The sequence below is a fragment of the Chloroherpetonaceae bacterium genome, assembly GCA_033763895.1.
Lineage (GTDB): Bacteria > Bacteroidota > Chlorobiia > Chlorobiales > Thermochlorobacteraceae > JANRJQ01.
This window is the reverse complement of record JANRJQ010000010.1, coordinates 286,517-306,995: the sequence shown is the minus strand read 5'-3', so window position 1 is coordinate 306,995 and position 20,479 is coordinate 286,517. Positions and strand designations below refer to the sequence as shown.

Annotated in this window: 9 protein-coding genes; 3 read left to right on the top strand and 6 right to left on the bottom strand. The window is 44.3% G+C overall.

Features of this window, described 5'->3' with window-relative positions; translation table 11 throughout:
• Positions 1 to 160 precede the first annotated feature (160 nt).
• Positions 161 to 7,192, bottom strand: a complete 7,032-nt coding sequence (locus tag SFU91_09405) for a T9SS type A sorting domain-containing protein (protein MDX2129237.1) — start codon at positions 7,190 to 7,192, stop codon at positions 161 to 163.
• A gap of 759 nt (positions 7,193 to 7,951) precedes the next feature.
• A complete protein-coding gene (locus SFU91_09400) occupies positions 7,952 to 14,044 on the bottom strand; it encodes a T9SS type A sorting domain-containing protein (GenBank protein ID MDX2129236.1) in 6,093 nt (2,030 codons plus the stop codon).
• A 229-nt stretch (positions 14,045 to 14,273) separates the two neighbouring features.
• Between SFU91_09400 and SFU91_09395 the strand changes: the two genes are divergently transcribed.
• The 3 genes from SFU91_09395 to SFU91_09385 all read left to right on the top strand — a co-directional run bounded on the left by SFU91_09395 (position 14,274) and on the right by SFU91_09385 (position 17,262).
• Positions 14,274 to 15,338, top strand: a complete 1,065-nt coding sequence (locus SFU91_09395) for a glycosyltransferase family 9 protein (GenBank protein MDX2129235.1) — start codon at positions 14,274 to 14,276, stop codon at positions 15,336 to 15,338.
• 526 nt (positions 15,339 to 15,864) lie between these two features.
• Positions 15,865 to 16,908, top strand: a complete 1,044-nt coding sequence (gene bchI, locus SFU91_09390) for a magnesium chelatase ATPase subunit I (protein MDX2129234.1) — start codon at positions 15,865 to 15,867, stop codon at positions 16,906 to 16,908.
• 189 nt (positions 16,909 to 17,097) lie between these two features.
• The gene (locus SFU91_09385; GenBank protein ID MDX2129233.1) at positions 17,098 to 17,262 is read left to right on the top strand and encodes a hypothetical protein; all 165 of its coding nucleotides are present in this window, start codon (positions 17,098 to 17,100) and stop codon (positions 17,260 to 17,262) included.
• Between the two features lie 80 nt (positions 17,263 to 17,342).
• Here SFU91_09385 and SFU91_09380 read toward each other — a convergent pair whose 3' ends face one another.
• The 4 genes from SFU91_09380 to SFU91_09365 all read right to left on the bottom strand — a co-directional run bounded on the left by SFU91_09380 (position 17,343) and on the right by SFU91_09365 (position 20,469).
• Positions 17,343 to 17,669, bottom strand: a complete 327-nt coding sequence (locus SFU91_09380) for a hypothetical protein (GenBank protein MDX2129232.1) — start codon at positions 17,667 to 17,669, stop codon at positions 17,343 to 17,345.
• 43 nt (positions 17,670 to 17,712) lie between these two features.
• Entirely contained in the window at positions 17,713 to 18,759 is a 1,047-nt protein-coding gene (locus SFU91_09375; protein ID MDX2129231.1) for an ABC transporter ATP-binding protein, read from the bottom strand.
• A 270-nt stretch (positions 18,760 to 19,029) separates the two neighbouring features.
• On the bottom strand, positions 19,030 to 19,425 hold the full coding sequence (locus tag SFU91_09370) for a hypothetical protein (protein MDX2129230.1): 396 nt from the start codon (positions 19,423 to 19,425) through the stop codon (positions 19,030 to 19,032).
• 102 nt (positions 19,426 to 19,527) lie between these two features.
• Entirely contained in the window at positions 19,528 to 20,469 is a 942-nt protein-coding gene (locus SFU91_09365) for a shikimate dehydrogenase (GenBank protein MDX2129229.1), read from the bottom strand.
• Positions 20,470 to 20,479 lie beyond the last annotated feature (10 nt).

The following is a 20,479-nucleotide window of genomic DNA, read 5'->3' as shown; positions in this document are numbered from 1 at the left end:
AGCGTTGGCAAATATTTTTATCGAAGTGTTTCATCGTGCTTTATTTTAGGTTAGTGTTTCTTATTAAATATTGTGATTTTCTCACTATTTTTTTGTGACCTACCACAAAAAAAAAGACGCCCCGAAAGGCGTCTTTTTCAATCTTATAAAATTGTGATGTTTACTTGATGAGCATCATCTTCAATGTTTTGGTGAAGCTACCCGCTTGGATTCGATAGAAATACACGCCACTTGAAAGATTACGAGCATTAAAGTTCACTTCATAATTTCCAGCATCCTTGGTTCCATTCACCAAAGTTTGAACCTTCTTACCCAAAATATCATACACATCAATCGTCACATTGCTCTTTTCAGGCAATTGATATCTTATTGTTGTGCTTGGGTTGAACGGATTCGGGTAGTTCTGCGAAAGCGCATACTCTCGAAGCCCTACGCGTTGTGAAATGGTCAGTGTAAGTGGTTCATGCGAACGAACAGCCCCACTGAAACTGACATCTCTTAATTTATAAGTATAGGTTTTTCCAAACTGGACCGTTGAGTCAATGAACGAATAGTTCGTGGCATTGCTTGTTGTGCCTCTGCCTTTTAACCCGGGATACTCTGAGAAAGACGCAATTTGAACGCCATCTCTGTAGATTAAGAAACCGGCGTTTTCTGTTTCAGATGCTGTGCGCCAAGTAAGCTTTGCCCCTTCAAACGTTGAGATTGCCTTAAATTCGGAAAGCTCAACGGGAAGCGGATTGTCTCCGATATCCGAAGAAAGTACGACGCCCCAAACATTTGTAGGTGCTGCAAGTGTGAGGGTTTGTGAAAACGCAACACTGCTAATATCTGTTGGCAAATTTCCCGGCAAGGTATTCGGAGGAGAAGCTAACGCCAATTGAGTCCAAGGGCTAAAAGGTGAAGTTTCAAATGCGTAAGCCAAGTCCAAAATGATGTTAGACGCAAGCGGCGCAAGATTATCATCACTGTTGATTCTAAATTGTGGAATAGAATCTACGGTCATCGAGGCACCGCCTGCCGCATTTGTAAACCGATAATACCATTTGCCTGAAACAGTTCTTGGAGAAAAAGCTTCGGCAAAACTATACGCTTCGCCGGCAGTCGTGTCTAACTCACCACGAAGGAAGGAGGTACCTGCAGATGTTCCCCGAACTTGGATCGGGCGATAAACATTTTGGATGCCAAAAGGATATAACAGACTTTGACGCGTAGTGGTAAAAGAGCGCTCTAATTGACCAACTAAATAACTGCTGTTACTTCCTCCTGTAATTGTACCTGTAGAATTCATTCGAAGAATACTTCCGGGAGATATACTTAAAACACCGCTCACCAAATCAAGGGTGTCTTCTAAGGTATAATTTCCGGTAAAAGTGACTCCGGCCGGGTTATTAATTTGAATATCAGTACCGGCTCCAAAACTACTCACAAAACCTGTTACTGTTTGAGGCGTTGTGCCTACAAAATTAATTTCATTTCCTCCTCCGGTAAAGGAAACTGACCCTGCGGTTCGGGTAAAGTTCCCTCTTATGTTCATTCCTACGGGAATATTAAATGTAACCGTGTTTGCCGAAGAAATGTTGATTGTATCAACAGTAAACGGCAAGGTTGTTGAGGAAAAGCTTGACGAAATTCCACTTCCATTAACCAAAATATTTGCATAAGTTCTTCCGGCTACAGCTGGGGTTATAGATCCACCTTTCAATTCATAAATGCTACCGGATTCAAATACTATTTTTGAGGCTGGTCCGGTTAATCCAAATGGGTTTGCACCTGCAAAATGAACATACCTTGAACCGCTTCTGAAAATCACTGTATTTTCAATACCAGAGTTCCCAAACATATTCCCTGAGGAACCGTTACTTGCGAAGGCTTCTTTCGGTCCTGTTCCTTGGAAAAGAATCGAGGCTGAATCAGCTCCTAACAAACGACCCGCAGCAAGTTGAAAACGAATTCGACCTTCAATTTCGGCTGTTGCTCCGGAAGCAACACTTAAGGTACAAATGGGTGTTGTTACAACAAGAGTATCAGTGCCGTCAATATGCAAGGCATTGCCTGTTCCTGTTCCAAATCCGGTTAAAGTAATGGTGTTATTTGCTGCACTTACATTAAATGTCACAGTGGATCCGCCCGTGATTTCGATTCCCCCGATTGAGGTCGTTGGAATTGAAGAAACGGTAATCGTTCCTTCACCACTAAACAACGCCTGATCGCCATCGGTTGGTGGACCCGAGGGTGACCAATTTCCGGCAGTACTCCAAGCACCGGATGACGCATTCCAAGTATAAACTTGACCTGCGGTTGTTGTAAAATTTGCGGAAGGAGCACCTGTCGTAAAGTAATTGGTTGACCCGCTATTTGCCGCACCGCTCACTTGGCGATAGGGATAAACCACAAAATAATGATCAGTTCCTGAAGCTAGACCTGAAATGGCAGCTGAATTTGTTGGATGTGCCACATTAGCAGCTACCGTTGCATTTCCGAAAATTGTTCCCACCGTATAAGTTGTTGTATCAGAAGGCAAGGTGGTTGGCGCTGAACCAGCACGGCGCAGAACCAAGTACCCTGTTGGCGTAGGACCGGTTCCGGGATTTACCCAAGAAAGGGTTAAGGACGATTTTGTAATGCTTCCACCGGCAATTGTATTCACATGCTCCGTTGGCTCAGTCGATAAAGTGATTTTAGAAGTTCTTAAGCCATTCGGATCATAATTTGAATTGATTCCGGAACCATTGTATTCATAAACACTCACCATATAGAATGTTCCGGGTGTAAGACCTGTTACATTCACCGTATTGCCTGAACCATTGAAGACGACAAAGTTTCCGGTGCCGGTTGTTGAACCGCTTCCAAAAGCTGCATTCGCAGTATAAGCGACCGCATCGGTTGGTGCTACTACCGCTGTGGCGTATTCATTCATGACTACCAAACGACCTTCGCCATTACCATTTGTCCAAGTGAGGGTCATCGTTGTTTCTCCTACCGGATTAAAAACGAGTCCCGAAGCATCGGTTGTCGGTTGAGCCGGAAGTGTATTTCTGGATGCCGTTGGCGCACCGGTTGTAAAGAATCGACCGGTTCCAAGCGGGACACTGCCACCATATTCATACACGGCAAAGTGATAAGTGGTATTTCCGGTTAAACCCGTGACATTTACCGAAGATGATGTTCCAGCCGATACAATTCGGTTGTTGTCACCATCTTGATTGGTTGCAAAAGAAAAAATCGAATTAATGCCCGAATAAACCGTATTGTCAACCGGTACAAAAGTTACCGGGTTTCCTTCACGAACAACCACCATTCGGTTTGATCCGTTACCCGGTGTAAAGTTAATTGTGATGGTGCCACCACTTACGCCGGTAAAATTAATACCGCTCGCATGAATGGTTGGCGTAACCACATTATCGGCAATCGCGGCATAACGCGTTCCTGCATTTAAGGTAAACGCTTGTGCAGTGCTTGTAACAACAGAATCAACAATGACGCCGCCGATAGGGCTGTAATCGCCACTTTGGGCATTCGAGATTGCGACAAAAGATTCATTCGTTAATAAAGTAGTAAGCCCTTTAATTTCTAAAGTTGCACTCGTTAATTCAAGCGGAGCGTTGATTTCTTCAAAAAACCAATTTTGCGGGCGAACATTGGTTAGGGCACCCGTCACTGTGCTGGCTCCCGTAGCAGAAGGCGTAACAACAAAGACACTTGATGCCCCAACATTAGTACGGATATCATTTAAAGATACCGGTTGATATTCCCCTACACTATTGGCAATTGGAAAGACATAACTCGTTCCATCCACTGAAATATTCGTTTGGATGGCACGCGCCAAAACGCCGCGAACATGCGAATCCGTTTTGTAACCCGTAATTGCCGCCGGCAAATTGCTGGTTACTTCAATGCGTGCCGTTGAAGTACCACCGCCATTTTGGGTAATCAAAATCCCAAGGTTTAAGGTCAGAGTTCCGGGTAAAATATTTTGGTTACCCAATTCAACCGTATTCGTCCGGTTCATTGTCAATGACGCCATCGAATTTCCACCCGCTGAAAATAAATCATTCGGAAGCGTAAAAGCATTACCACCCAAATTTCCGGTGCTTCCAAATTGAAGGTTTGTCGAATTCGCATTCCATTGAAGCACCCCACTTCGAACGATTGGCGTATTTCCATTTTGGAAGATTACTGTATTCGCACCAGAGGTAAAGGTTCCGGTTCCTGACCCACCAAAAGTCATTGTGCCGCTTACGGTTAGGTTACCACTTAGAGTTTTACTTGGGTTGAAACCCTCTAAAGTCAAGTTTGCATAATCCGTGCGACCCGTTACCGTTTGGGTTGACGTTGAAGTAGCATAGATCACCGTTGACGCAGCCCCTAATGTAATGGTTGGGGTATTGGTATTGGTTAAAGAGGTTGCACCGCCACCACTGAAGCCGTTTGTGTTGGTTAATTGATAGGTACCATTAATGATGGCACTTCCACCAGACGCAACTTCTAATGAAAAAGCTTGCGCGTTTAAGAAACCCGCTGCATCTACTCTTAAATTTTGAAGCGAAATATCCGTATCAATAGTTGGGGTTGCGCCTACCGGATCACCAACGACAATCAGATTGGCACCATCAGAGGTAGCATCGATAGAGCCACCATTAATTGGGGTAATTGAGATATTATCTAAAGCAAATTCATCTCTTGTACCCGAACCACTCACATCGCCGCCATTCCATCTTAAATAAAAGACGCCGTTATTGGGAATATTCAACCCACTAATGCGTACGCGAAAAGCAGTACCGTTGGTTGGAACAACAGGATCAAATACTGTAGAACTACCAGCTGCGGGAGAAACATAATTTAATTCAGGTACCGGGATGTAATTCACTCCATCCGTTGAATAGAGAAAATTAAATTGACTTGAAACACCCCCATCATTTCGAACCAATAAATCATAGGAAATTTCCACCTGATTCATTGTCGAACCCATCGTGTTTCGAACACGCAGCGTTAGGTTTGCCGTTGAAGAAGAACTCCAGTCAGAACCCGAAGGTTGAATCATCAATCGTATCGCGCTACCATCATCCAAGGCGTACAACCCGCCGTCAGTAACCCCACCTGATGTTACGCCTCTTCCAAAATCACCTCCACTTGCGGTCGCACCGAAATCCACATTCCCGTCACTCATCCCACTTAATGCCCAAGAGGAGGAGTTCAAAGTTCCATCCCCATCCGCTGGTTCAAACCCTGTTCCTGCATATGTACCGCCATTCGAACCCGAAACAGCATCATCAAAGGTGATAACCACAGCACTGCCGTCTGTCGTTAAATCCAGCAATTGAACATTCGTGCTTTGGCTTGCGGTATTAACGCTTGCCGTAGTTGTGATGTTGTAATTTGTATTTGAACCGCTCCCATTCAATTCCAAGACGGTGGCGGTATAAGAAGTGTTCGCATTTAACCCCGAAACAGATACGGATGTACCGTTGCCACGATAAACAACAAAGGTGCTGAATCCAACTAAATCACCGCTTGAAAAAACGCTGTTTGCCGTATAGCTGACGGTATCCACCGGATTCTCCGTAGCAGCATTATCACGCATTAAAACAACGACTTCAGAACCGCTTCCGCGTGTCCAATTGACGGTCATGCTGTTGGTTCCCACGCCGGAGAAACTAATGCCCGATGCTTGTGTGGCAGGCTCAGAATCAATCGAGCGGCCCCAAAGCCCAAGCGACGGTGGTGTGGCATCGCCACCCCCTGTGGGTGTAATCCCTGCCGAATAGGTGCCAATTGCTTGATCGCTTAAACGGATGTAAATGGTTGTTGCTGAAAGGGTTGGCGCTGTGTAAGGCAAATTCAGCGTTGAATTAAACGTCACATTGTCAAGCGAAAACTCAAATGCACCGGAGCCATCGGATATCGATAACGGTGTGCCATCTAAATCCGACCCTGACAAAGTAACGGTTTGTACGTTTGAATTCGTGGAAGGCGTTGAAATGAAATTCGTGCGGTTTGCCACGGAAAATGTCAAACTTCCAATACCTGCGGCAGTAGTCGAAGCCGTAATTCGATTGACGGTAGATGTTGCAACTAAATTATAATTGATATTTGCGCCTGTACCGTTGTATTCATACACATCAAAGGTATAAGAAGTGCTTGCCGCTAAACCGGTTACCGTAACCGTGCTACCGCTACCATTAAAGACCACAAAACTCGATGAACCAATATCTGTACCTGAACCAAAAGCGGCATTCGCGGTATAAGTTGTGCCATCGGTTGGCGCAACCGGGTCACCGCCTTGACGGGCGACAACAATACGATTGGCACCATTTCCATTGGTCCAATTTACTTGAATGGAGTTGGATGAAATTGAACCAGTGGCAATCGCAGTCGCTGTGGTTGGCTCTGCAACTAACTCGAGGTTATCAAGACCTAACCCTTGTGCATTGGTTGAACCACCTGAACCGGTATATGACCAACGAAGATAATAATTTGAACCATTGGGAATGGAAAGACCTGTGATAACAACTGTTTTAGAAGTAGTTGCAGGTGGGTTTGAAATTGTAGTGTTATTTGCATCTGCTGGATAATTTTGGTCACCCGCGACAGAAGCAGTCCAATTTGTTCCGTCAGACCCGTGGAAGAAATTCATATCAAAAGCACGAGTTCCAGAACGGTATTTTTCGTAATCAAACCGAACTCTTAAAGAAGTCACCGTAGAGCCGGTATTGTTTGAAAATTGAAGCATGATGTTTCTCGGAGAACTAAATCCTCCAGATGACAAAAAACCTAAGGCTCGATCAGTTGAAGAACCTGTAACGCCATTGGCGAAATTATAAGTACCCCCAGTAGAAGAACCTGTTAAAATACCAGTCCCTGATGTTCCTGCCGCTTGGGTTGTAGCAGTTGTACCTCCTGAAAATACAGTTCCATTACTAACCACAAACCCTGTTGGTAAGGTTGCAGTAGCGCTGGTATTTAAAGAAGTAAAATCTTGAGTGTAAACTCCCGAAGAAAGAGTCGCTTGCCCAAAAGCTTGGGAAGACACGAAAGAGGACAGCAGTAGAAATAAAAATAATCGTATCGTTCTATTCATGATGCGTTTGGTATTAATAATAAGTTGATAAACTTTGATAATGTTGGGAAACAATGAATAATTGGTCATTTCTTCCTTTGTATCAATTTCCGGCGATGCTTGACTCGCCAACTGGATTTCCTGTTAAATTTCCTTTTATGTTGTTTATAGTATTCTTTCAATCGAATTGCCTATAATCAAATCCCTTCACGGTCGATTTCCCTTTTCATTAAGGGGCTTTAATCACATGAAATCATTGAAACAATACCTCCGAGCGGTGAAAAATCTTTTCACCTATTACTATGAGTCTTATAAAATAACGAAAATTTTTGAATAAACCATATTAAGCGAAGGTTAATGCCCCAATTTCCCTTTTTTTTCTAAGCCTTACCAAGACTCACCTGTTGCCTTTTTGAATGTCATGAAGCACCATTTTTAAGTGTTTGATAAGGCATTCTAAAATGGTTTTTAAGTTAAAAACAATTTATTTTAAGCTTAAAAACATTTTGTTTTAAGGTTAAAAACAAAATGAAAATAGCCTTAAAAGAGTTTAAAAGTAGCCTTAAAACAGGTTCAGATGAGGCTATTATTTTTTCAATTTCAGCTTCAATCCGGTTTAATATCAAGGCTTTCGGAGGCTTGTGACGCCCTATTATCTCCCATTTTATCCGCCCTTGTGAATCCTTTTTCAGCGCGATGTTTGGCTTTATTGAAATGGCGAAAAGTACGCTTTTGAAGGGCAATGGGCTTGCATCAAAAAAAGAGGTGCTTATGAAATCGAAAGCACCTCTTCAGAGTAAACGATGGTTATGGTCAGTAAGGGGGCGCATTTGGGTGGATTCGACGCCCCTGTGGCAGTTGTCGTTTTGCCTAGCCCTGCTTCTCTCTACACTATTTGACGAGTAACATTTTCAACGTTTTCACAAATCCCCCGGCTTGGATACGGTAGAAATAAATCCCGCTTGAGAGATTTGTACCGTTCAGGATGGCTTCATAATACCCTGCTTCTTTAACCCCTGAGGCAAGGATTGCGACTTTTTTACCGAGCACATCATAAACTTCAATGCTCACATTGCTTTTCACGGGCAATTGATATTTAATCCGCGTGGCGGGGTTAAAGGGATTCGGGTAATTTTGCCCAAGAGCGAATTCCTTCGGCCGTGCACGCACGGTAATGGTAAGCGTAATTGGTGAATGTTCTTTGATAGCCCCACTAAAACTCACATCTTTCAATTGGTAAGTATAGGTTTTGCCAAATTGCACGGTTGAATCCACAAAGGCATAATCGCTTGCGCGCGATGTGGTGCCTTTGCCTTTCAGGGAAGCAACTTCTGCAAATGAAGCCAATTGAACGCCATCGCGGAAGATGAGGAAGCCCGAGTTTTCAGTTTCGGAGGCGGTGCGCCAATTGAGCTTTGCGCCGTCTATGGTTGAAACGGCGGTAAAGGATGCGAGTTCAACGGGCAGCGGGTTATCGCCGATGGTAGAGGCAAGCACGATGCCAAAATTTTGGAATGCAGTAAACCCTTGTACGATTGCTGTTGAAGCAATTGTAATTGGCAAGTTTGCTGTTTGCGTATTTGGAACTGCGGTTAAATCTCTTAAAAACCAACTTGGGTTTCCATCATAGCCATAAGCCAAGCGAAGGTTGGTATTAAAGCCAAAGTTAGCCACATTATCATCGGCATTGACTTGAAACCCTGAAACACCGGTCAAAGTCGTATTAATTGAGCCATTTGCAAATTCATAAAACCTTAATCCGGAGACCACGGCAGGTGGAGTAACAGTTTTGTAAAGATAGGCCGCGCCGGCAGTAAAATTCAAAGCACCTGTAACGGTAGAAACACTCACATTGGCTGCAAGCGTGAGTGAAATGGGACGGTAAATGCCTAAGTCTCCAAAGGGAAAGAGTTTATTCGTAGGAGTAGTCGTATTTTGATGAGCCAAATTTCCTGTAACATAACTGGCATTGCTTCCACCACGGATTTCGGTCGAAGGGGTTAAGGTAAGCGTGGATCCAAATGTATTTAAGATGCCATTTTGCAAACGAAGCCGTGCATTTACTTGACGATCCCCAGTTATAAAGACTTCGGTTCCGGAGTGATTGATCACCAGCGTATCTAAAATATTCAGTGTGTTTGGAAATTCATCCCCGATAGAAACGGTTCCGCTTGTATGAGCATACGTGAGGTTGTATTGACCGGCATAAGCGAGTTGATTTGGGAATATCTCGCCTGTTTCTCGAACAACAAACCCGTTATTGGCTACGTTGAAGTTAAAATTGGTGTTATCGAAACGGCCTCTTCGTAAATACAAAGTATCTGAGATGGTTCTCAATCCGGAGATTGCGGTCTCAGTTAGATCTGAGGGATGGTCTATGCCAACAAACTTAACGGGCGAAGGTAAGGCGTTTCCCGTGGAGCCGTTTGAACTTGTTGAATAAATGTAACGAGCGTTTGAGTTAAAGATTCTGCTTGTCGTTTGAATATTACCCGTGGAACCCGAAGAATTTATACCAGAGGTACTTGTTACGATCAAAGTTCCTTCGGCATTGAGATTAAAGATCGCACCCCCCGATAAAGTAAAGTTATTGGTGTTCAGCGTTCCATTATTTAAGACACTGAAAGTCGTAAAGTCTGGCAATACGATTGATCTTCCAAGCGAAGCAATTTTTCCACTCCCAACAGAGAGATTCACATTATTGACGAATAAACCTCCAGAGCCGCTGAGAATTACGGCATTGGTTGACCCGCCGAAAAAATTTAATACAGGCGCAATTGTAGCTGTGGAGCTAATTGTTCCGTTGGTATTGAGTTCCAAATCGCCTCCAATGTTGAAAACGATATTTGATGCGGCATTCGAAGAGCCATTTGGAAATAAATTACTTGGATTAGCTCCGCCACCAACCGCAACTTTTCCACCGATGGTTATGACACTTGTTGTGGAGGGATTATTGGCAACGCCTAACCCGTAAAAATTCCCTTGCGCAACGGTCAAATCTTGACCGATGGACATATTGATGATTCCTCCACTCGAGGTTGCACCTTCAAATTGAGCAGAAGTTCCTGACATTGTCATCGACCCGGTAATGTTAATGGTGGCCGTACTACTTCCGGTCGTTCCCCTCAAAATGACATTCGCAAGATTCATTGTCACATTTCCTCCCACATTTAAGGTTGGGGCTCCGGCTCCTGATGAAAGTTGCACTGTACCGCCGGCAAGGGTGAAATCTCCTCCAACGTTAAGGGTATAAGATGCCCCTGTTGTGAGATTCAGAGTACCCGTTCCGGTGTTGAAAGCAGCATAACCTGCAATTGAATTTAGACTTCCTGCAAGATTGACAGTTACAGATTGTATAGGGTTATTCCAGACAAAATTGCCGAAGTTTTGAGTTAAACCGCTTGGTGCTACGGTGCCGGTTGTGTAACCTGTAATGGTAACAGTTGAGTTCGAAGACCAAGTTGCGGTTGGTATTGCACCTGCCTCGGCATTTAAGATAAATTCTGAGCCATTTAAGAATTCTAAAGTAGCTCCTGTACGTGTAATACTACCATTTCCCAATTGCAGTTGTCCATTAATCCGAGCAGCTGAACCCGAAGCAAGTGTTAATGAAACATTATTTGATAATGTTAATGAAGCTCCTGAAGGAATTCTTACAGCGTTTTGAGATGCGGTAACCGTGAGTGTATTCGTTGCCGGCGTTTGAAGCGTTACCGTCGCCCCAGTTCCTATGCTCAATGCACCGATACTGACCGTTGGAACAGTGGCTATTGTTGTTGAAGAATTAATGACGATAAACTCACCGGCAGAAGGAAGCCCGTTTGGATTCCAATTGGTTGTGGTCGTCCACGGTTGACCGGAAGCACCAATCCAAATCCTTTCGGTGGGTTGTGCGGCACTCGAGGCGCGACTATCCGAATACAAGGTTCCGCCTGAGACATGAAAGACCAAGTAATGATAGGTGTTACCGGAGGTGAGGTTGGTAACGGTTACCGATGCGGCATCGCCGTTATAGACACACTTCGCGGCGGGGTCGTTTTCATACGCCGTGCCTGTGCCGGTGAAATTGGCATCGGCGGTATAGGAAGATGAATTCAAGGATGGAGACCCAACCGTTATCGCACTGCCTTCTTTCGCAAAAACGAGAATGGTTCCTGAAGCAGGCGCGAAATTAACCGGAAGTGTCCAATCAACAGTTGCTTGTGTTCCTGTAATTGGCGCCGCGGTTAGCGCAGTTACGGGTGCAAGCCCGGGCGTGGTAAAATTATTGGTATAGGCAGGGGTTAAATAATTGGAGGATAATCCGTTGCCATTGTAGGTATAAATTGCAAGATGATATTGAGTGCCTGAATTAAGGCCCGTGACCGTGACTGAACTTCCCGTTCCATCAAATACCACAAAATTTCCCGTTCCAAGTTGGCTTCCGCTTCCAAAGACAGAATTGGCAGTATAGCCATTTCCATTTACCGGATTTGAATCCACAGCGCTTGCGGCTTTGAGCAACACGATTGTTCGCGCGCCATTGCCGCCCGCCCAACTGAATGTTGCTGACGAACTGGTTGTGGAAAGTGATGGCAATGAATTGTGTTGAGCCGTTGGGGCTGCGGCTGTTGCTTGAACCGTAATATTCACATCATCTAATCCCAACCCCTGAGAATTCGTCCCTCCCGTATTGAAATTCCAACGCAAATAAAATTGTGAGCCATCAGGAATTGTAAGACCCGTAATGCTTAGGGTTCGGGTATTGACTAAAGGCGTTGAAAAGGTATAGGTACTTGTACCGGTTGGTATATCGGTAGTCGGTATGTTGCCGGCGGAAACCGATGTCCAAGTTGAACCATCCAAAGAGTAGAAAAATTGGATTGATGCCGGAGCGGTATTAATCCGGTAACGGTTAATGGCGAAATTGACCGATATCGCATTGACCGTTGTGCCTGTTCCATTTGTAAAACGCGCCATTATACTATTCGGAGAAGCGTAACCTCCAGAAGTCATAAATCCTATGGCACGGTTTCCATCTCCGGTTATTGACCAATTGTACCTTCCTCCGGCTGTTGGCGTCCCAGAACTTGCAGCTTGGGTGGTAGCACTAAAGTTTCCCGCGTCAGTCCAAGTTGGTGAAGTAGAACCTGCCGGAGACATGAGCCATCCCGTAGGTAATGCTGCTGTTGATGAAGTGCCAATGTTAAATGCTTCCGTCAATACAGTGCCCAAAGTGGTGATAACATTAGGACCTCCAGTGGTTTGAGAAATACGATTAACGCCATCGGTCACCGAAGTATTAAAATTAGAAGTACTTCCGGTACCATTCACTTCATAAATTGCAACCGTATAGGATGTTGTTGAAATTAAACCCGTAACTGTGACCGTATTTGAATTGCCCAAATACACCACATAGCTTAAGCTTCCAAGATTTGAACCGCTTCCAAAATTTGCATTTGCGGTATAGCTTACTCCGTCAACCGGAGAAACAGGGTCTCCGCCTTGCCGAACCACGACCAAGCGATTTGCGCCTGAGCCGCTTGTCCAATTGACCGTAAATTGATTTGACAACACACCAGATATTGAGATTCCTGACGCTTGAGTTGACGGTTCATTGGCATTAACAAAAGAAGTTGCGACATTCGTGCTGGTTGTTGAAAAAATACCTCCATTGATGTAAGCGGACACGACACCACCGGATACTGTTCCTTCCGGATGGAATGCTTGTATTCTTACAAATACTGTAGCGGTTAAAGTGCCTCCACTATAACTGTATGGGAAAGCAGTTCCATTGGTAAGGGTCAAATTTGGAGCGTAGGTCGTTCCATCTAATGACAGCTCGAAGGCGGAATTATTGCTACCAATTTCAATATCTAAGCCTGATAAATTAGAACCCGTTAAAGTCAGGGTTTGGGGAGCAGAGGGCGTTCCTTGAATGGTTGTAAACGAATTTGTTAGTGAGGGTGAAAGTCGAATTCTTTCCGCGGCTGGGTCAAGGGCTAAAAGATTAATTGAATTGCCTGAACTCGTTGATACATTATAGACTGAGGTAATTCCAGAACCATTGTATTCAAAAATTTGAAACGAATATTGATTATTGTTCAAGAGACCGGTTACTGTTACAGAATTTCCAGAACCGTTATAAACCACATAGGTATTTGCTCCAATGAGAGAACCGGAGCCAAAAATTGAATTAGCTGTGTAAGCGGTTCCGCTGACCGGCAATTCGGGCAGTTGATTATTACGGGCGACGACAATTCGATTTGCGCCATTGCCATTTGTCCAAAAGATGTTGATACTGGTACTGGATATCGCACCCGGCGCAACTGCTGACGCTTGAATTGAGGGTGAGGAAGAAACGACAATGTCATCAACAGAAAAACTTGGTCGATTTCCTGCACCCGAAACTTCACGATAGACCCAACGCAATTGCACATTGGCTTGATTATCACAAGCAGCGGGGAGAACAACTGAAATGGTTTGAGGATTAATTAATCCAGTACCTGTGGTGTTGTTTGAACCGCCGGGATTTTGATATTCTGTACCGGAAATATCGGTGAATGTTCCACTTGTGCCAATTCGGTATTGCAATCCAATAGCTCCGATTCTTGCCCCTGTTTCTTGCCTCTGGGTTGCTGCCGTGTAAGATATATTTATGGAAGAGAGGCCTGTGGTATTTATGGCAAAAGCGATTGAGCGTAACGCTGCTCCGGTTGAGAGCACACCCATTTTCCCATTCATATCAAAAACCCCTGAACCAGCGGATGCATTTGTTCCGCCGGCTAAGGCTTGGTTTCCATTTGGCGCAGCTGTTGGAAAAGTTAGAGCAGTACTACCTGCAATTGTCCACCCTTGGAAACCAGATGGGTAAACTGTTTGAGCACCATCAAAGGTTAAGAAATTTTGGCTAAAGGGTACCGATTGAGGCGTAGGATCTGTTTGTGAAAAAGCGATTAGTGGAAAAAAAATCAATAAAGTAATCGCGTAATAAATCTTTTTCATGTTTGGTTTCGGATAATTTTGCAATTCAAATAATCAATTTTTTAAGAACCCAAAGGCTCGAGCCTAAGGAAACTTTCAATTGCAGCAGATAAATTATGAGGGATAAAATGAGGGCTTGTTTAATATAGGAGTTCTTTGATTTTAATGCGTTAATTCAAAATTAAATTTCTTCTTTACCCTTTGGTTTCTTTACCTTCAAACACCGATCAAAAGAATTTTTTTTATTCGTATGTCAACCTTAGTCTCTTCAAGTATTCCTCAAAATAAAACGCCGCACCGCATTCTTTTCCGCTCACCCAATTGGCTTGGCGATGTGGTGATGAGTTTGGGCTTTGTGAAGCGGCTTCGGGAGGCGTATCCGAAATCGGAGATTATAGGAATTGCGAAAAAAGGCTTGGAGCCCCTGCTTTCGCTTTCGGCGCCGCTCACGGCAGTGTATGGGTTTTCGAAAACGGAGCACCGTGGGGTTTTGGGGTTAAGATCATTTGCTCATTCCATCCTAAAGTCGCACGGCGAGTTTGACCTTTTTATTTCTTTGCCTGAATCGTTTTCAACGGCACTTTTGGGGTGGTTTACCGGTGCGAAAGTGCGCGTGGGGTTTGGTGGTGAGTTTCGCAGCCTTCTGCTTTCATCATCACTTCCAAAGCCCCAAAATTTACACCGAACTGAAGAATATGCTGCGCTTTTGAATCCCGCGTTTCATCACTATGCGCCGGCTTCGCAAACACTTGCACCGCTTGAAGCAAAACTTAAAGTCATACCTTCTCCCCTGCTTTTGCCCTTTGCAGGAATGAAGAAGATTGTGTTGAACCTTTGTTCCGAAAGCCCTTCGAAGGTTGTTCCTCTTCGCTTGGGTATTGAACTTGCAGAAGACTTACTCCGCGACCCGCGTGTGCAACTAATCGTTACCGGCATTGCAAAAGAACGCGCGTATCTTGATGCGTTTCAATCGATGATATCTGCGCCTGAGCGAATGCTGAATTTGGGCGGGAAGACATCGGTGGTGGAACTTGCGTCGGTGCTTGCGGGGTGTGATTTGGTGATTTCTACGGATTCGGGAACGGCGCATTTGGCGAATGCGGTGGGGTCGCCAACCGTTGTACTCAACGGTGCCGGTGATGAGCGGAACACGCATCCGTATCATTTGGAGAATTCAATAGGGCTGAGAGTTTCGGGTCTTTCGTGTGCGCCGTGTGTTTCAACGGTGTGTAAATTCGGCGAACCGAAGTGCCTTGCCGAGATGAAGGCAGCGGATGTTTTGGCGGCGGCGAGCGCGATTCAGCGGGGTGGTTGAGCTTGTCGAAACCACTGTCTGAACTATGATTTTTATGATTTAATGATAAACAGGATTAATACACTTAATTGAGGTGGTTGAGCTCGTCGAAACCACCGTGTCGTGAAGGGGGGCATTTCGACAAGCCGTGGCCACCACAATTGTCACTCCGGGCTTTTATAAATACTCAGTAAACTCGCAGCAGAATCCTGCACGAGATGAATGTTGCGCTCACCACAGATTCCCGACGCGTCGCTTCGCGACTTGCGGGAATGACATGAAAGTATTTTTGGAAACGCCTCGCATTTTTCACTCTCCTTTGAACTGACAAATTCCTTAACTTTGCAACCAAAACCATCTCGAATTCGGGCGCAGGTGAAAGCGAATTTCACAATCTTTGAATACAATCACTATGACCAAAAAAACCGGCGTTTCCCTTTCAAAACGCACCAAACCAAGCAAGAAACCAGTTCCCTCTTTGAAGAAATCGAGTCCAAATCCAAAATCAAAAACGCATCATGAGGAGCATCATGCACCAAAGCCTGTAATGAAACCAAAGGGGGAATTGGTGTTTCCATTCACGGCGATTGTGGGGCAAGAGGAAATGAAATTGTGTTTGATTCTCAATATTATCAATCCGAGAATCGGTGGCGTTTTAGTGATGGGGCATCGCGGAACGGGGAAAAGCACCACAGTTCGTGCTCTTGCAGATGTGCTGCCTGAAATTGAACGCGTGCAAAACGACCCCTACAACCGCTCGTTGAAAGAATACTTGCATGAAACGGCTCATGCCAAACACCCGCATGTTGAGAAAATTCCTGTACCGGTGGTTGATTTGCCTTTAGGCGCAACGGAAGACCGTGTGTGCGGCACCATCGATATTGAACAGGCGCTCACCAAAGGCGCAAAAGCATTTGAGCCGGGTTTGCTTGCGAAAGCGAATCGCGGCTTTTTGTATATCGATGAAGTCAATTTGCTTGATGATCACTTGGTGGATGTCTTGCTTGATTCGGCGGCAAGCGGAAGAAATACGGTTGAGCGTGAAGGAATTAGCATTCAGCATCCGGCACGGTTTGTGCTTGTTGGTTCAGGAAACCCTGAAGAAGGCGAGCTTCGTCCGCAGCTTCTCGACCGATTCGGGCTTCATGCGAGAATTAATACCATTAATGATGTGGCGAAAAGGGTTGAGATTGTCAAGCGTCGCCGCAGCTTTGATGAAAACCCGAAAGAATTTTTGAAAGAATGGGAGCCGGAACAAAAAGCACTGCAATCCAAAATTGAAAAAGCAAAATCATTGGTTGATTCAGTGACGATGCCCGATGAGTTGCTTTCAAAGATAGCCTTGCTTTGTATGAACTTGGGAATCGACGGTCACCGCGGAGAACTTACCGTGATGCGCACGGCCTCTGCTCATGCGGCTTACGAGGGGCGAAACGAAGCAACGGTAGAAGACATCTTAGCGGTATCCACCGCTGCACTTCGGCACCGGCTGCGCCGCGACCCGCTTGAAACAATGGATGCCGGTGAAAAGGTTGAACGGGAGTTGAAGAAGATTTTTGGAACTTCAACCGAATCTTTTCCGAACCCTTAATGGAACGCGGATGACGCGGATTTAACGGAGTTTCACAGATTGCTTTTTTCCTTTACCGTAAGTGAAAAATGGCGTGGTGGTTGAGCCCGTCGAAACCACTTGCATTCATACAGGTCATTTCGAGCACGGCGAGAAATCTCCGACTATCCGCACAATTGAGATTTCTCACTCCGCTCTGCTTCGTTCGAAATGACAAAACATAAGGCTTTCAACACGGTGGTTTCGACAAGCTCAACCACCTCACAGTTTGTCATTCCGTGGCTTTATGAGGCTCGGCAAGCTCGCCGCTCAATCCTGCACGCTTTTCCAATTCGTCATTCCGGCTTGTCCGGAATCCTGAATGCGACAGATTGATGGGTATGCTCGATTCCCGACGCGTCGCATAGCGACTTGCGGGAATGACATGTAAGGTGAACGATTCAAATGACCTGCATCTATCCTCTCAAAGAGCGCAGCTGAGCCAAACGGTTGCCGCTGAAAAATTTTCTTGAAAAGGTATTCCCTTTGCAAGGGTTGGCGTTGGTTTCAACTTGTGGGATGGGTTCGCCATAGAGCGTGCACATGTGGGTAGTTAAATCGTAATTGACACAAAAAGGGCAAGCTGCGGCAATATTGGTTTGAGTTATTACCGGATTTGTTTTATCGGCTGCTGCAAGCTCAGCCCAGCGTGGGGCGACTCCGGTGGATTCAGTTGGTGCTTCCTTGTGTGTTGAGGGTGAATCAAAAATTGATGACGCCGTGCGGCGAGAAAACTGAAACATTGGTACTACAAAATTTGATCAAACTTTTGAAAGTGCTACAGAACTATGAAAGAGGAAAAATAAAAAATGATTTGATTCGTACAAGTCCGCCCGTAAACCCTGAAGGTGCATGCATTAAAAGCATTTCGTCGCCTGCTCGAATCACATACTCTGTAAAGGACCCTTTAAAAAAACTTGCCTTTACTTCTGCCTTAAATACATTGGGAGGCATTTTTTTTTCGTTTAGAGTTTCATCACCAAAAGATGAATGAAATGGTTCAATTGATTCTGGACGAATCACCACAGCGACTTTCTCGTGTGGAATTTCCGATTCACCTTTCAAGATCATTCCACGTTCGGTTTTTACCTCATTTGTTGCTATTCGAGCGGCACTTAATCCAACGGATTCTCCCAAGAAGAGCGCTCCGATTAAGCTTTTCGGTGAGTTATAGATTTCATCGGGTGCGCCATATTCTTTCAGCAATCCGTTTTCTAAAATTGCGATTCCGTTTGAAAGGCTCAAGGCTTCCTCTTGATCATGCGTGACATAAATAAAGGTTTGCCCGCTTTCGCGTTGAATGGCTTTTAATTCCTTTTGCAATTCCTTTCTTAATGGCGCATCAAGGTTTGAGAGCGGTTCATCAAAGAGAATCGTTTCAAAGCCTGTTGCAAGCGCACGAGCAATTGCAACCCGCTGCTGCTCACCACCCGAAAGTTCTGAAATTTTTGATTTCGCCTTTTTTTCAATGCCTAAAAGGGTCAATTTTTCTGTGACATTGCGGCGAATTTCATCCTCTGTTTGTTTCTGCTCCCGCGGTGCAAAAGCGACGTTTTCAAAGACTGAAAGATGTGGAAATAACGCATAGTTTTGAAATACCATCGCGGTTCGTCGTTTATGTGGCAAAGTCGCAGCAGCATCTTTCCCATCAAATTCAATTCTCCCGCTTTCAGGTTTTTCAAGGCCTGCGATCAATCGAAGTAAGGTAGATTTTCCACTCCCGGATTTTCCTAAGATTGAAAAAAAAATCCCTTCCGGGATTAGAAAAGAAATTGAATTGAGAGCAACTTTTCCGTTGTAAGATTTTTTTATGTTTTGAATAGAAATATTCATTGAATTGATCTCGGTATTTAATTTGCAAACGTGTGAAAGGAAGATTCAACGCTATTTTCGGTAAGAGCAATTTCACCGCTTAGTTTTTTGATTGCACTTGGCGTCTTCAAAAACATTGTACAAAAATAGATTGAAAAAGGGTTGAATAAAGCTCTTTTTCAAATAAATAAAGAAGGGCGATTGGCTCGCCCTTTCATGCTTTTCGACCCTTCCCATTATAAATCTTTCAACAAATCAGAAAAAACAATTTTAGGTAAGGAATCACGGAGGTTAAAATGAAGAAGTTGCCTTTTCGGATAACTCCTCAACGAACAATTTATGTGACTTCGCGGCATATCGAATATTTCGAAGCACAAATACACTGGTATCCGGATGCATCATCAATTCCTCAGTCAGTCGCATGATTTCAAATTCTTTGTCTAAAACGAGTTGCATCACTTCTTTTTCAGTTCGTGGCGTTAGTGGTGCATTTTCAGCAAATTGACGGATATTTTGTGTAACGGTTGCAAGAGTGTTTTCACTTGCGAAGCTTTGAAGGAGTTCAATTTGAGAATTATTCTCAGAAAAGACTTCGGAAAAAACGGGGCTTTTCCTGTCGTTTGATTCAAGATAACTCCAAAGCGTTAGGCCTAAAATGTGCCTTTCGGTTAAAATTTTTGTAAGCATTTTTGAATAAAGTTAAGTGCCGCTCCAAAAACCTTGTAGAGCGGAAAGGTATCATGTTAACGAATGTTAAAATGTATAAGTTTGAACAAAAAAGAAAAAGGGTCACTTAAGGTGAGCGGTCGGCAATTCGTTGGTGTGAGCTTGCTCATCGAGTTTAGCAAGCAATATTGCCCTTACTTTTTCGATTGGCATTTCTTTACCTGTCCATATTTCGAAGGATTTAGCCCCTTGATGAATGAGCATTTCAAGGCCTGAGACGATTTGCGCACCTTCTTTTTTGGCTACAGAGAGGAAATCCGTCATTTGTGGGCGATAAACCAAATCGTAGGCGATTTTATCAGAATTCCAAATTTTCCATTCGGGCAATACAAGAGGATCAGGTTTGGTTATCGCCGTCGCAGTTTGATTTGCGGAAGGGCTATGGTGATGCGTTCCGATTGGTGTAGAATTAACGATTAGCCGGCATTCCTCAAGAATTGGTACCACACTTTCGTCAGTCATTTCAACAGCAGAAATCTTCATATTTTTGCTCCGGCGTTTGAAGCGATCAACAAATGCACCGCCTTTACCTTCATCGCGTGCAAGGATATATACTTTTGAAGGATTGAAATATTGCTTTAAGGCTTGAACAACCGCTCTTGCGGCGCCGCCGGTTCCATATACGGCCACGGCATGACCTTCGATTTGATCTTTATAGGATTTCAATGGCTCTGAAAAACCATAGATATCCGTATTGTATCCAATGAGGTTTCCTTCATGATTTAGTATTGTATTTACGGCACGAACCTCAGAGGCTTCAGCGGATAATGAATCCATATAACGAACCACTTGTTCTTTATAGGGAATTGTTACATTAACGCCCATAATATCAAGTGCGCGAATTCCATAGAGAGCGTCAGAGAGGTTTTCAGGAGGATAAACGTCAAAGATGGTGTAGAATACATCCAATCCCAATGCCTCGGCAGCTGTGTTGTGCATCAGCGGAGAAAGCGAATAATCGATTTCATGTCCGATTAAACCTAATATTTTTTTCGCTTGTGACATTAAGATAAAA

Coding starts and splice junctions, on each gene's coding strand:
- SFU91_09395 (MDX2129235.1), top strand. CDS start 14,274: ATGTCAACCTTAGTCTCTTCAAGTATTCCTCAAAATAAAACGCCGCAC.
- SFU91_09380 (MDX2129232.1), bottom strand. CDS start 17,669: ATGTTTCAGTTTTCTCGCCGCACGGCGTCATCAATTTTTGATTCACCC.
- SFU91_09400 (MDX2129236.1), bottom strand. CDS start 14,044: ATGAAAAAGATTTATTACGCGATTACTTTATTGATTTTTTTTCCACTA.
- SFU91_09365 (MDX2129229.1), bottom strand. CDS start 20,469: ATGTCACAAGCGAAAAAAATATTAGGTTTAATCGGACATGAAATCGAT.
- SFU91_09375 (MDX2129231.1), bottom strand. CDS start 18,759: ATGAATATTTCTATTCAAAACATAAAAAAATCTTACAACGGAAAAGTT.
- SFU91_09370 (MDX2129230.1), bottom strand. CDS start 19,425: ATGCTTACAAAAATTTTAACCGAAAGGCACATTTTAGGCCTAACGCTT.
- SFU91_09385 (MDX2129233.1), top strand. CDS start 17,098: ATGACAAAACATAAGGCTTTCAACACGGTGGTTTCGACAAGCTCAACC.
- bchI (MDX2129234.1), top strand. CDS start 15,865: ATGAAACCAAAGGGGGAATTGGTGTTTCCATTCACGGCGATTGTGGGG.